Below are 13,827 nucleotides of genomic sequence, written 5' to 3' on the forward strand. Positions count from 1 at the left end.
TTTTTATGATATTTGTTGGTTTTGTTTTTTAGAGAAGACAAATAAGGATTTTGAAAGAAGTTATTTTTTTCAGATAGTATGTTGGTTGAGTTGTTTTTGTGGGTGTTTAAGTTGTTTGTCGGTTTGGTTTCGAGCAAGGCGAAGGGGTTGATGTTTTTTAGATTGTTAATTTGTAGGGTATGTGTGAGTTTTTTTATAAGTGTGTGAGTTTTTTTATAAGTGTGTTGGTTTTTAGAAAGTTTGTTAGTTGAACTATTTTTTATGTAATAATTTTTTTTGGCTTTATTTTTTTATCGTCAAAGACGACAATTAAGAAAAAGAAAAGAATATGCGAAGTGTTATTGATGGTTGATTAATAAAAGAGAAGTAAGAAAAATATTCAAGTAATCACCGAACGGTGAGAAATGTATAAGGTAAGGTTGTCGATAGATAAAATTCCTTATTTCTATCCATTCCTTTCCAGTTTTATTAGGTTAAAAAATGGTTAAAAGAAGGTTAGCAAAAAAACAGGCGTCTTGGATACGCATTAATATTAAATAGTTAAGACATAATTTTTTTTTTTTCCGGTGGTTATCTTACACGTTTCCGGTGGTTATCTTACACGTTTCCGGTGGTTATCTTACACGAAGCGGTGGTTATCTTACACGAAGCGGTGGTTATCTTACACGAAGCGGTGGTTATCTTACATGCACTAGCGTATATTTGCGCTAGCACAAGTATTTAGAAAAACGTGCTTTTTCTTCCGGTGGTTATCTTACATGAAATCTCCTCTTTTTTTTCCACTTTTTATAAAAAAAAGCTGAATTTTATCCTATAAAAACTATTTAATGTCAACTAGTTAAGCAAAGCGGTGGTTATCTTACATGGGCCGGTGGTTATCTTACATGGCCGGTGGTTATTACTGCAAAACAGGCTAATTTGGCTGATTTTACAGTAAATAAATATTGTTTTTGGTAATTATATCGGCATGTTAATAAAAGCGGTGGTTATCTTACATGGTTAGGTCTAATTTTTACTTATTTTTTGAATTTTTTTTGTTTGTTATGCAAACTTCTTTTTTGTTTGTTATGCAAACTTCTTTTTTGTTTGTTATGCAAACTTCTTTTTTGTTTGTTATGCAAACTTCTTTTTTGTTTGTTATGCAAACTTCTTTTTTTAAGAAATGCCATTTTCTGTGTGGGTAATTCAAAGCGGTGGTTATCTTACACGGGGCGGTAGTGATGTTGTGTGGGCTGGTATCTTATGTGGAACGAGGCTTAATCACGCTATTACAGGCAGTTAAGGGATGATATCTAATCATCTATTACGAGTATTAAATAGGTGTTTGATATTAATGGGTTATCCAAAGCGGTGGTTATCTTACACGGAACGGTAGTGGTGTTGCGTGGGCTGGTGTTATCTTATGTGGAACGAGGCATAATCACGCTATGACAGGCAGTTAAGGGCTGATGTCTAACCATCTATTACGAGTGTCAAATAGGTATTTGATATTAATGGGTTATCCAAAGCGGTGGTTATCTTACACGGAACGGTAGTGGTGTTGCGTGGGCTGGTGTTATCTTATGTGGAACGAGGCATAATCACGATACCACAGGCAGTTAAGGGATGATGTCTAACCATCTATTACGAGTGTCAAATAGGTATTTGATATTAATGGGTTATTCAAAGCGGTGGTTATCTTACACGGGACAATAGTGGTGTTGCGTGGGCTGGTGGTTATCTTGCATGAAACAAGGCATAATCACGCTAGCACAGGCAGTTAAGGGATGATGTCTAACCATCTATTACGAGTATCAGATAGGTGTCTGATATTAATGGGTTATCCAAAGCGGTGGTTATCTTACACGGGACGGTAGTGATGTTGCGTGGGCTGGTTTATTTTACGTGGGACAAGACATAATTATGTAAGCCCAGGCAGTTAAGGGTTAACATCTGAAAATTCATTTGCGAGTATTAAGTAGGTATTTGATATTAATGAATTATCTAAAGCGGTGGTTATCTTACATACATATTTATCCATTAAGTCCGAGTAACTGTGACAATATCTGTTTTAGGGTTAACTTCCCACTTTGCTAAAAAGCCAGCTTTCTTTAATTCTTCTAAAGATTTCAGCAACTCTTTTTTGAAATTTCTTATACAAGTCATCTTAGACCCACAACCTTTCATCAGTGTTTCAATTTTGACAGGAAAGGGTTTTTGGTGGCTCTTATAATAACCGTGCAGCCATTTTGACAAAGCACTCTTAAAACTCATTCGCATATCCCATTCTAGCGTTGTATAGCTGTTTCGAGCGAACAGCCGTACAATCTCAGGCTCAAGCCATACCTGCCAAGTTTTGAGCCTCACAGAATCTTCTTCTGCCCCTTTTCTTATATAGTACTTTCTGATCAGAGATAAGTTTGAGACTTTATCTCCTCCATTTCTAGCGGAAACCTTTAAACCTGTTACCTTTAATCGCTCTATGACTTTTTCAAGTTTTGTGTAGTAATAGCCACTGACAGGCCAACCAACAATTTTGCAAAAATATCGAGGCGTAAATTCTATTGTGGGGCTGTCATCAATTGCTTTGTCAGATAGTATACAAAGAAAAATAAGTTGCAACCACACATCTTCATCATCCTGACGCAATTCTTCACCCGTATAAGTAATAGAAACATTATCACCAATTACAGGGATTACTTCATTTTTGAACAGTCTTCGAGGAATTTTTTTTGCTCCAACTGCAAACAACGCAGACCTGGTAAATTCATTAGGAACATGCCGATAGCTTTCTCCATAATTAGGCAAAAACAACTGAACAGGCTGTTTGGTCAGCTCATACTTAATATGATGTACGTCTTCTGAGGGTAAAGCTTTTCTTACAATTTCCCCAAACTGCTCTTCAAAATATTGAGCTTGAGCTTTTTCTAAAAATATTAGTGTTACACCACACAAATCATTTTCAGTACTACACTCAATAGTCAGTTCTTTACACCAAGAATCATAATCCCGCTTAGAGAGTTTTGCCCCAAGATCTCTCAAGACGACATTCAAATAATGACTCTTTTTCTCCTCAGCATTTTCAGCCATTTTTCCGCTCCTAGATTTTTTCATGGTAGGGAAAAAACTTTAACTTCTCTCACCGAAATCTTTTGGAACACGCTTAGCCCTAACAAGCTCCTTCAGGTAAGCATTTTTCATATCCTCGAACAGCACTTTTTCAGTCAGTTTTGGATCCAAACCCTCTCTGTTATCATTAAGATATTTTTGAATATCTTTAATGTCCTCAACAGTGCCACTAAATATATAAAAACTACGGGCTTTAACGTCCCATCTGCCCAACTTGGGAGTATTCTTCTTTGGCGACACCTTCTTATTTGGATCATCGGACTCTTCTAAATTCCCCTTTACAGACGTAATACCTGGGGGATCCCCTCCCAAACCTTTAATTCTTGATTTCTCAGGAATTATAACACCTTCATCAACTTCAGTTTGCTTTTTTCCCTTTGCGACCATTTTTACCTCTCTAAATTTATTTAGTTGTGTCAAAGAAAATATTCATCAAGTTTTGTATCACAACTGCACCACTCTGATTAGCTGTTTTGAATGATGTTTCCAATATAGTCTTGCCTTCATTCTGAGCTTGCCGGTAACAGGCTTTTTCAAATAATGCCCCTGCCACTGTATTATAGCCACCTCGTTGAATATAATCCGATGCGCCAGCCTCCTCTGCCTTTGTACCTACACGACACAAAGCAAGATACATTTTGGATTTATCTATACCCTTTGCTGCTAACTCGTGGAAAAGAAGCACCGCAGGGTCAAGATCATCACGACCAGCGCCACTGGCCTGGACAACTAGATCAGCCAAAGCACAAATTTCTAATGTCAACCTGGATCCACGGGGCGCACCATCAAGAATAACAATATCATAATCTTCTTGGTCAGCTAAAGCCTCTTCAACTGTTCGACAAGAAACAATATGATCCAGCAATGGTTCTACTGCGTTGCTCTTTCGCCTCTTATGCCAATCTACACATGTTGTTTGCTGAGTATCCATATCTGCGACCTTAACAGAGTAGCCCGCCTTCTTGAACACGACCGCAACAGCTCTAGCAAAAGTTGACTTGCCAACACCACCCTTCTGGCTAACAAATACAATTATTTTTTTCATCCAACCTCACCCTTATTTCCATAGTGTTTTAGAGTTCCGTCATAAATCCAACATAATCACTATATCCTCTGTTAAAAAAAAAACAATGTTTAAAACATATTTTATGTTTGTATTTATGTTTGTTATTTTGTTTTAGAGAAAAACAATTTTGTTGTTTGTTTCTAGGTCAGAGCTACTCTGGGAAAGGGACATAATGCTCCCGCCTATTACGCCGGCAAAAGCTAGACTGATCCTCCCCTGATATTGTGAAGTCCATATTAACTCGTTATAATACGAGGGACAGGAGGTTTACATGGTTATGCAAAGACGTAGAAAATATGATTGGGCTCAAAGAAAACTCATATAATCAGGCGTTCAACCCGTTTCGCTACGCTACACGGACTCGCTGAAGCTCAGCCAGTTATGTCCACGTTAGCCTGACTAAATTTCAAAACATTATCTAATCAGGTGTTATATGCGCAAACTTATGGGTTATCTTGCCCAATTCGCATCATTCTCAAAGCAAGGCGAGCTACTATGCACCCAAAGTCTAACGTACCTCCTTATGAACATGGAGGCGCAATGTATTTTTACTTCGTTTCTTGGCGCGGCTGTAGGTTCAACAATTCCAGAAACACTGACTTGGCGTACTGAACATTGCCAGAGCGATGGCGCCCGTCCAGATGTCGAAGGCTGTCGCGCGGACGGTGTACCCGTTGTTAAAATTGAGGGTAAAATTGGCGCCGCATTTGGCGAAAGACAGCTAACATCCTATATGAAAGAGCTGTGCGGGCTCAATTGCCCAGGCAACTTGATTCTTCTTGTCCCTCGTAACCGGCATGAAGAGGCTACTAACCACGCTGTATGCGAGTTCGCACTCAAAGGTGAGGGGCCTTGGCAAGTTAAAAACGTAAGCCTTACTGTCATTACTTGGGAGGACCTACTCCAAAACTTGGGCACCGTCGTTGGTCAGAGTTTCCAAGAAGACCTTGCGCAGTTACACGCACTATATCGTGCCCTCAACGGTGACGACATGGAACCCTTGACCACCGATGAACAGGTTTTGTTGTGGCGAGAGCAGGAGGCATGGTGGGCAAAACTTGTAGATATCACTACCCGGCGATTTACATTGCCGGGTGGCTCGCTCCTCCCGTTAGGGTTAGAAAATGCTGTGGCACCTTACTATCGCAGATACATTTGCAGGAACATCCTTGGTGTTGAATCGTGTTATAGTGTGGGGACGCGCGATCCATTTCAAAACCACCACACGCCGCTTTGGCTGCGTTTTCATAGGAATACTGGCCACTTTCAGGTGATCACCCAGCAGCTAGAGCACTCACCGCTTGTGTCGGAGATCGTGCGTAGTGGCAAGGATATTTGGTATCCACTAGAAGTGCCCTACAACGCGGAGCGTGAGGTGATGGTTGAATCGTTGGTGTCACAAATAAGACGCATCGTTAACGTAGCCTATCAGTTCACCACACAAGAACCACCCCGATACAGTAATTTGTTGAGCAAAATGATATTTTCTGAGGAAATCAAATCTTTTATTGAGTGTAAGGACTGGACATTTGCTAAGACAATGCCGCAGTGGCCACATGAGTATTTGGTACGTGACAGAGTCGACAGCCGGCTTTTTGAACTGGTGGTTAAACACCTTCGCAAGAACGGTTACCAAGGATATTTTTACGAGCGACCGATTACGTATTACGAGGAAAGCGGCTGGGTGTACTGGACAATGGGTGCGCCGATCGCTGAAACTGTTATCATTAATAGATGCCGAACAGAGGATTCGTATGAATCTCGCGCAGCAGCGGGAACCCTTCCGAAATAAAGTTATGCTCTAGGCTGGGTAGTGATGCCAAAATGTGGAAGGACTTAGTCCTAAGACAATCGGATTTTCAAAAAGCACCGAGCTACATGTCATCGGTACTTTTATCGAGCGATAATTTTACTAACGACCCGATAACGTCCACGATTGGACATCAAACATCAAGTAGGGTGAGGTGAGCACATACAATGCTCACCTCATCCCTCTCACAGAACCGTACGTACGGGCCTCGTATACGGCTCCTGTTTACTTATATCCCTATCTGGAACAAGAATTCCGGTTTTCACAGCTGATACATCAAACAGCCAAAGCTCTTTGTGTAAATAACAGTTCGGCAGTGCATAATGGGCAAGAGGACAAGCAGAATTCGCCCATGAGTTCATCTTAATAAATTTGAACTCTCCCTTATACCCTAGTTGGCGTAATCGTCGGTGTAACTTACCGGCCTTCTTCCAGAGCTTTAGCTGGATTGCACGGAGACGTCTCCGTAACCAACTAGACACAGCCTTTAACACGTTTTTACAATTCGCTATCCTAAAATAGAAAGCAAAACCGCGTAGAATAGGATTCAAGTCATCAATGACTGCTTCCAAATTCTTTCCACTATTTCGCCGAGTCAAAGCCTTCACCTTCTCCTTGAACGACCCAATTTTCCCCTTTTGGATGCGAGTGTACTTAGAGTGTATTGATACACCAAGGAAAGCCACTCCACTCCAACTATGGCAAATATGAGTCTTTTCGCGGTTTACAGTGAGTAACAACCCTTTCTCAAGGAAACAGCTTGCCTGTAAAAGTGCGTTTTTGGCTGCGCTTTTCGAACTGCACAAAATCAGGATATCATCGGCATAGCGCACTATCCTATGACCTCGTTTTTTCATAAACTGATCAAACTGATCAAGATAGATATTGGCAATTAGCGGACTAATCACACCGCCCTGCGGACTACCGACTTCGCTTGCCTGCCATCCTTCGTCTGTCATTACTCCACTTTTCAAGATTTTCTTGAGCAACCCTAATATTGACCCATCCTTGATTCGCCTCGATAGAGAAGACAAAATCAAATCGTGATCCAAGGTGTCAAAACATTTCGACAGATCCATATCCACAACCCACTTCCTATCATACTTCCGTATAAACATCGTCGCTTTAGTAATCGCCTGATGGCAACTTCGCCCCGGACGATAGCCGTAGCTTGATGGATGAAAGTCGGGATCAAATATCGGCTGTAGAATATCCAGCAGAGCCTGCTGTACTACACGGTCACGGACTGCAGGAATTCCGAGCAACCTTATTCCACCATTTTCTTTGGGAATTTCCACCCTACGAACAGGTTGAGGCTGGTAGCTCTTCTCGCGCAATTCCGTCAGAAGCCGATCAAGATTGACATCAAGGGATTCAGCAAAATCTTTGACGGACTGACCGTCTATACCGGCAGCTCCATTCGCAGACTTTACCTTAAAAAATGCTGAGCGCAATGCACTTCGGCTCAACAGCCTCCCATATAAACTATACCAAATCTTTGCCATTTTCTGCCTTGCGGCCTCTATCTCCTACAGTTCCTTTTAGACACCGATTCTTCACGTGAGCAGTCTCGCCTTCTAGCCCTTCGGCAATGTACGATCCCACATTCACGTTACTCCGATGAGCGGCCAAAATCAGCAGACTACCTGTCACAGTCAACCACCGAGAAAGTGCCCTGTTCTATCGAACAACTTGTGCTCTGCCTAAAAGTCTTGCAGGTTTTCAAGGTCTCTTTAAATAAACTTCACCCCTTCGCAACTGATATGGCTTTTGGCACATAACAGTCCCTGACCACCAAAGGCCAGATCGTCCTGGTTTTACCCTCCACACTGTTACTAGCTTTCACAGGCCTGGACTTAATAACTACTACGGGATCATCTGCCATCTCACAGAACTTCACTTCTGCTCAGGTCACCCCTTGCCTTCGGCTATCCTTTAAAAATATAGGAATTCTATAAGACTTCCCCGGTTAAGGCGAACTCCCTGTGAGCAATCGCATCCTCAAGCACGATACGGGATTGACCAAGTATTGGGCTTCACGCTATTTCGGACGTTTACCCTCCCGCATCGCCGAATCAGGTTCGCTTTCGCTATGTACCACTCACTTCCTATCGCTTCCTTCAGACCCTGCCGTTACCAGCAACGCCCTTGCGATTCGGATTGTCTTCCCCTTGGTCGGGGTGACGCCTGCTTATCGCAGGCTGGGTTTGCCCGCCATGCCGGGCAAACAAAAAAAGGGTCTTAGAGAAAAAATTCTCTAAGACCCTTTGCAATGGTGGTGGAGGTAAGCGGGATCAAACCGCTGACCTCTTGACTGTCGGGTATTTGGAATTGTTGCGTAAATTTGTTTTAAGTCGATGCCGTAACTTGCAAAATTGCACTTTTCCCAGGATGAATCTATTTTTCCCGTAATACCCTCCCTCGTTTGCCACATTCTCCACTCCTGTAGGCCACTTTCAATTATAAAACAGTGTTCTAGAGATCTCTTGCCAGTTTCTTTTATCACCTATAATGAGACTTTTCGGCTAGGGGCACTTGAACGGTGAAGTTTTTTGGTCTCTTGTTCTGATAGTTTGGATTGTGATTTTGGCTGATTATGGATCACTTGAAATTCTTTTATTTTAGGAGCATACTGGTTTTGCAACAAAGAATATTGGGGATGCTTGATGGGGTGTGGGATGCGTACTGTCTTGCGAGAGGCTATGGGTGGAGGTTTCCGCAACCTACTTGTTAGGTAACGAAATAAATAATATAATTTAAAATGAAAAGCTTACCAAATATTTCCAAAGAATTATTTAGAAAATATATAGAATATGCTTCAAGTGATGAGGCTCTAGCGGTTCTCTTTGTAAAAAAGGAATTGAAAAAGTCTGCTGGCCATTGGATAGATATTGTGGATTATGAGTCTTACCACGATATTTGTTACGAAGATTTGGAGTTTAAATCTGTTGTATGCGGTCTTTTCAAAAGAGCAATCAAACCAAACTATCCACCGAAAAACCATTTTGTTGTAAACGGTAAATTTGATGAAGATATTTACTATAAATCAATACGAGCTATAACTTGGGAAACAGCACAGAAAGACATCCGGCAACAAAAAACAAGGGTGTCAAGGGAGTCAATTATGAAATACGAGGTGTGAAATACAATAAAAATCGCGGAAAATTCATTAAACAACCGCCATGGCTGGATAGTCCTGCTTGGAAAGACGTAGATATTCATTCGTTGAGGGGTGCCGATCGTGCTTATGTGCAGCAGTTTTTCGCGCCACCAGACTGGCGTTATGAAATCAAATATATAAAAAGGTTATCTAACGCTGGATTCAAGTAATAAGTGCAACACTCCTGTCAGTAAGTACTCACATAGTAAAGCAGTAGGGTGTAGAGAGTAGGAAGGCGAAACTTAGGCTGGCTTAGGGCGCAGAACCCCTATCGTTTGTTTGGCGTGCGAGGAAGATTTGCAGAGAGGGTGAGAAGATCCAGATAAAACCTTTATTCTCAAACACGACCGGACATTGACCGGAAACAAAAAAAGGCACTTACAGGAAAATCCCATAAGTGCCTTTGCAATGGTGGTGGAGGTAAGCGGGATCGAACCGCTGACCTCTTGACTGCCAGTCAACAAACCTTACTCATATGTTCAGTCATCTTCAGTCTCTGACTGATTTAGAGCAAAATTCCCCTTTGCGAGAATTTTGGGGTGAGGTGGTGGGATGGAGTCCCAGTGACCTGGTGCCTCCATTATGATGATCTTGACCCTGTCACACAGGGCTGTTGTCTATCTTGCCACTAGAGGGCATCACGGCCGTGCCACTGGCCTGAGCAACTACATTCGCCAAAGCACAAGGTTCTAATGTCAAGTTGGATCCACGAGCGCACCATCAATATCATAATCATCTGGTCTACCAGGGCCCCTTCAACAGCCAAACAAAGAACAACATGATCTAATGATGGGGTATTCCATTCTTATGCCAGTCTACACATGTTGTCTGCTGAACATCCATGTCCGCATTCCTAACACTGTGCCCAGCCTTTTTAAAAAAATTAAGAGTTTTATTTGCAAACATAATCACAAACATATTTTTTGTTTGAATATATGTTTGAACATATGTTTGTCTTTTAGTTTGTAACTATGTTTGTTTTTCTAGCTTTCACATTTGTTACCGCTACAGATTTATGACAAAAAGTTCTACTCCAGGACTTGGATTAGAACAGTGATGCATTGCCAGTCGACATATTAAATATCTACTGCACAAGCGGGAAGCGGGGAGTTAATCAAGGTTTTGCCCAGACAATAACAGACATGAATGTTTCGGCAAAAAAGGACAAAGCCCACCAATGTGATCACCGGTGGGCTTTGGAAATTATTAACAAGGAAACTCACAGAAATAGGGGCCACTTCGAGCCGGCGCCAAACTAACAGCAAGCACCGATTAAGCAGCAACAAGAGGGTTAAGCGGGGTGCCAAGCACGAACGCCCCGCCACCTCTTTCTTATTGGAAATAACAAGACAACAGCTGGCTGGTATCCTTCAGAAATCACTAGGCAACTTCTTTTTTTTAATCAAATCCCGCTTGTAAACAGAGATCGCCTCATTATAGAAATTGCGCGCTATGATTTTTGGATCCAGGCCCTCTCGATTAGTATTTAGATGCTTCATGATCCTGCCAACCTCTTTCACTGTAATATTGTACAAACAAGCTGAATAATATTTACAATCCCAATCACTTAACTCTGCTTTTTCATCAACCACATTCTTCACCACAAAACCTCTTCTACATATTATTGCTGCCTACCGAAACGCTAAGGTCACCCAACAGCCCTCTAATCAATCCAAGCACAACAAGTCCAAACAAATAAACCAGAGCAAAAAAAACGAACTTCAATTGCCCATCATCCACAAAAAAACTAATTATCCCGCAACCCCAAAAACCAATCGTCGCCAAGCCAATTGCAAGGCTAAGAATAAAGTCTATTGGGGCCTTAAAAGCCACCAATAAATAACAAAATAACATCTTCACAATAAAGCCTCCATTACTTATAACTAATTGCATTTATTTACTACATGCAACCTCTTTTGTCTATTGTTTTATGATTTATTTTATAACTTATTTTAGGACTTCTTCTATAACATATTTTATGATTTTTCCCATGTCAGCTAACACAAAGAACCCCCGAAAAAATCGGGCCAAGAGAAGCTTTTTTAATGCCAGACACGACTGCAAATAGTACCTACTTTCAACAGACTATAAGCTACGTACCTAGTTTAACTAGGTTATATTATGCTTGCTGAATGCTATCCCCTCTTGTAGATTAGCCCGCCGTTAATGGTGAGTTTTTTGTGCCCTGCAAACTCACCCGAAAGCCTCGTTAGGAACCTAACAACAAAAGAGAATCACCTTACTCGGCACTAAAAACATCTTCCAACGCTATGCCCATAAAAGTGAAAAACTCAAAACTAAAACCACGAGGCACTTGTCGCATTGAACTTATGGCGGTCAAAGAAGAGGTCTTCAATCTTATTGAAATTGGATATTCCAAAAAAGCTATCCATGAATATCTGACGGAGCAAAAGCAAATAAGCATGTCCTTCACATCATTTGTTACCTTGATTCGCAATGTGGACAGCCCAAACCCTTTTTCTCGAAAGAAGAAAGCAACAAAGACAACAACTAAAAAAGATGTTGCCACCGACTCAAAAAATGAAGGGCCAATTATATGTAGCATACCACGTAAATCAACAATGCAACATTCTAACACTGCATATTCAAACGACTAAAAGGGAGACGATAACTAATGGCTATAATTAATTTGATCTTACAAGGTAAGGGTGGGGTAGGTAAAACTTTTGTTGCAAGCCTTATGGCACAATTTCTAAAGGAACAAGACACGCCTACATATTGTTTTGACTCCGACCCTGTGAATGCAAGTTTTGCTGCTTACCAAGGACTTGCTGTGGAGTTAGTAGATATTATGGACGGAGATAGTATCAACACCAGGCGTTTTGACTCTTTAATAGAAAAACTTGTTGAATTACCAGGAGACTGCCAAGCTATAATCGACAACGGCGCTTCAACATTTATTCCACTAGGATCTTATATCGCCGAAAATAATGTTCCTGATCTGTTAAAAGAATATGGGCATGAACTACGCCTGCACACTGTCGTAACTGGAGGGCAGGCAGAGGGCGACACCTTACAGGGCCTTCAAACCTTACTCTCTACTTTTGATAACAAAATAACCGTATGGGAGAACCCATTCTTCGGAAACATTGATTTTGCATCAAGCGACTTATTCAAAACAAACAAAAGCCGTTTTGAACGTCTTATACAAATACCAAAGCATAAGAAAGAAACATACGGCGCAGATATCGAAATGATGCTTGCAAAAAAACTAACTTTTGCTGAGGCGGTTAATGGCGAACATGCTTTTAACCTAATGGCACGCCAAAGAATTAAAATAGCTCACAAAGAACTTTTCAGCTTGCTTGAGCTAGCGGGACTCTAGATGGCTACGGCAAAGGAATCTACAGAGGTCGAGAACTTACAAGAAGACGAGTTCAAAGCTCTTAGCAAGGAAAAGGCCCGAAAGATTATTGCAGAGCAAAACAACCTAACCTTGTCTGAAGACGACCCAATCCTTGCACTTGTAACTCTTCATGGCGCTTTCATTGAAGACCACAAAGAACTTTTAAAAGGCGAAATTGAGACTATCAAAACAGCCCTCAGAAGCACCATAAGCGAATCGCTAGAGCATATCCAAATAGATTCAAAAAAAAAGGAAGCCAGCAGCGAAGCCACAAAAAAATATGATTTGAATAACATTCTTACAAGCTCTGCTATCAGTTTCACCTTTGGCTTGTTTTTGACTCTATTAATAATGAAATGACCATTACATGCTTGATTCCAATATTTTAAATAGCCTACGCCATAATATGGGCCAAACCATTATGGCTGCCCTGGACGATAACGATGTGATGGAGATAATGCTCAATGGTGATTCGACTCTATGGGTCGATACATTCAGCAGAGGCCAATATTGTACGGGCAAGGTCGATCCCATAAAAGCTAAGGGAATCATCAGCATGGTGGCCTCCCTCCTTGGAACCACAGTAACAAAAGACAGCCCAATAGTTGAAGGGGAGCTCCCCCTAGACGGATCTCGCTTTGAAGGTTTGTTCCCTCCTGTTGTTGAAAACCCTGTTTTCACGATAAGGAAAAAAGCTCTCAAAGTCTTCACCCTAGATGATTATGTCGACAACAATATAATGTCAGAAAAAGCCAGAGATCACATACATCAAGCTGTGGATTCAAAACAAAATATTTTAGTTGTTGGCGGCACTGGTTCAGGCAAAACAACTTTATGCAACGCTGTACTAGCTGAAATATCTACTAGATGCCCTGATGACAGGTTGATCATCATCGAAGACACAGCAGAGTTACAGTGCAAATGTAAAAATAAAGTCATTTTAAGAACAGCTCCTACGACAACTATGCAACATCTGCTGAAGGCTACCATGCGTCTTAGGCCAGACAGAATAATTGTTGGAGAAGTCAGAGGTGGCGAAGCTTTGGATTTACTTAAGGCATGGAACACAGGCCATCCGGGGGGCCTGTGTACGGTACATGCAAATGATAGCAAAGGAGGATTGATAAGAATTGAACAATTAATAGCAGAGGTATCAAAATCACCTATGCAGGTACTCATCAAAGAGGCTATCAACCTGGTTATTTTCATCAAGAAAACACCTCAAGGAAGAAAGGTCAAAGAGGTTGCTAAAGTTACCAATATTGCTGACGGAAACTATAACCTCGAATACATTATAAAAGATAACTAAAAGGCAA

13 protein-coding genes are annotated in these 13,827 nt (G+C 41.3%); 7 read left to right on the plus strand and 6 right to left on the minus strand.

Features of this window, described 5'->3' with window-relative positions; all coding sequences use genetic code 11:
• Positions 1 to 2,019: 2,019 nt before the first annotated feature.
• Genes trfA through DP_RS15785 form a run of 3 tightly spaced genes read right to left on the minus strand, consistent with a single transcriptional unit; the run spans position 2,020 to position 4,153 of the window.
• Positions 2,020 to 3,069 (minus strand): plasmid replication initiator TrfA, encoded by a 1,050-nt coding sequence (gene trfA / locus DP_RS15775; RefSeq protein WP_162096674.1) that lies wholly within the window; start codon positions 3,067 to 3,069, stop codon positions 2,020 to 2,022.
• 39 nt (positions 3,070 to 3,108) lie between these two features.
• Entirely contained in the window at positions 3,109 to 3,528 is a 420-nt protein-coding gene (locus DP_RS15780; protein WP_156792383.1) for a hypothetical protein, read from the minus strand.
• A complete protein-coding gene (locus DP_RS15785) occupies positions 3,512 to 4,153 on the minus strand; it encodes a ParA family protein (RefSeq protein WP_011190362.1) in 642 nt (213 codons plus the stop codon). The genes DP_RS15780 and DP_RS15785 overlap by 17 nt, the downstream gene beginning before the upstream one ends.
• A 454-nt stretch (positions 4,154 to 4,607) precedes the next feature.
• On the opposite strand from DP_RS15785, the gene DP_RS18700 reads away from it, so the two are divergent.
• Entirely contained in the window at positions 4,608 to 5,966 is a 1,359-nt protein-coding gene (locus tag DP_RS18700; protein ID WP_011190363.1) for a hypothetical protein, read from the plus strand.
• Between the two features lie 203 nt (positions 5,967 to 6,169).
• Here DP_RS18700 and ltrA read toward each other — a convergent pair whose 3' ends face one another.
• Positions 6,170 to 7,489, minus strand: a complete 1,320-nt coding sequence (ltrA, locus tag DP_RS15800; protein ID WP_011190364.1) for a group II intron reverse transcriptase/maturase — start codon at positions 7,487 to 7,489, stop codon at positions 6,170 to 6,172.
• A gap of 480 nt (positions 7,490 to 7,969) precedes the next feature.
• On the opposite strand from ltrA, the gene DP_RS18115 reads away from it, so the two are divergent.
• Both DP_RS18115 and DP_RS15805 read left to right on the plus strand, forming a co-directional pair.
• A complete protein-coding gene (locus tag DP_RS18115; RefSeq protein WP_156792384.1) occupies positions 7,970 to 8,245 on the plus strand; it encodes a hypothetical protein in 276 nt (91 codons plus the stop codon).
• 500 nt (positions 8,246 to 8,745) lie between these two features.
• The gene (locus DP_RS15805; protein WP_011190365.1) at positions 8,746 to 9,126 is read left to right on the plus strand and encodes a hypothetical protein; all 381 of its coding nucleotides are present in this window, start codon (positions 8,746 to 8,748) and stop codon (positions 9,124 to 9,126) included.
• A 1,388-nt stretch (positions 9,127 to 10,514) separates the two neighbouring features.
• Here the strand turns inward: DP_RS15805 and DP_RS18120 are convergent.
• Positions 10,515 to 10,748: a hypothetical protein gene (locus DP_RS18120; RefSeq protein WP_156792385.1), complete on the minus strand. Its 234-nt coding sequence runs from the start codon at positions 10,746 to 10,748 to the stop codon at positions 10,515 to 10,517.
• 10 nt (positions 10,749 to 10,758) lie between these two features.
• The gene (locus DP_RS15820; RefSeq protein ID WP_041278999.1) at positions 10,759 to 11,037 is read right to left on the minus strand and encodes a hypothetical protein; all 279 of its coding nucleotides are present in this window, start codon (positions 11,035 to 11,037) and stop codon (positions 10,759 to 10,761) included.
• A 377-nt stretch (positions 11,038 to 11,414) separates the two neighbouring features.
• Between DP_RS15820 and DP_RS17190 the strand changes: the two genes are divergently transcribed.
• From DP_RS17190 to trbB, 4 genes are read left to right on the plus strand one after another with little or no spacing between them, the layout of a single operon-like run.
• The gene (locus DP_RS17190; protein ID WP_011190368.1) at positions 11,415 to 11,762 is read left to right on the plus strand and encodes a TraK family protein; all 348 of its coding nucleotides are present in this window, start codon (positions 11,415 to 11,417) and stop codon (positions 11,760 to 11,762) included.
• Between the two features lie 17 nt (positions 11,763 to 11,779).
• Positions 11,780 to 12,490 carry a nucleotide-binding protein gene (locus tag DP_RS15830; RefSeq protein ID WP_011190369.1) on the plus strand — a complete coding sequence of 237 codons (711 nt, stop codon included), beginning with the start codon at positions 11,780 to 11,782 and terminating at the stop codon, positions 12,488 to 12,490.
• Complete coding sequence (locus tag DP_RS15835; RefSeq protein WP_011190370.1) at positions 12,491 to 12,871, plus strand: hypothetical protein; 381 nt, start codon at positions 12,491 to 12,493, stop codon at positions 12,869 to 12,871.
• 7 nt (positions 12,872 to 12,878) lie between these two features.
• The gene (gene trbB / locus DP_RS15840; protein ID WP_011190371.1) at positions 12,879 to 13,820 is read left to right on the plus strand and encodes a P-type conjugative transfer ATPase TrbB; all 942 of its coding nucleotides are present in this window, start codon (positions 12,879 to 12,881) and stop codon (positions 13,818 to 13,820) included.
• Positions 13,821 to 13,827: the final 7 nt, after the last annotated feature.

This window comes from Desulfotalea psychrophila LSv54 (genome assembly GCF_000025945.1).
GTDB lineage: Bacteria > Desulfobacterota > Desulfobulbia > Desulfobulbales > Desulfocapsaceae > Desulfotalea > Desulfotalea psychrophila.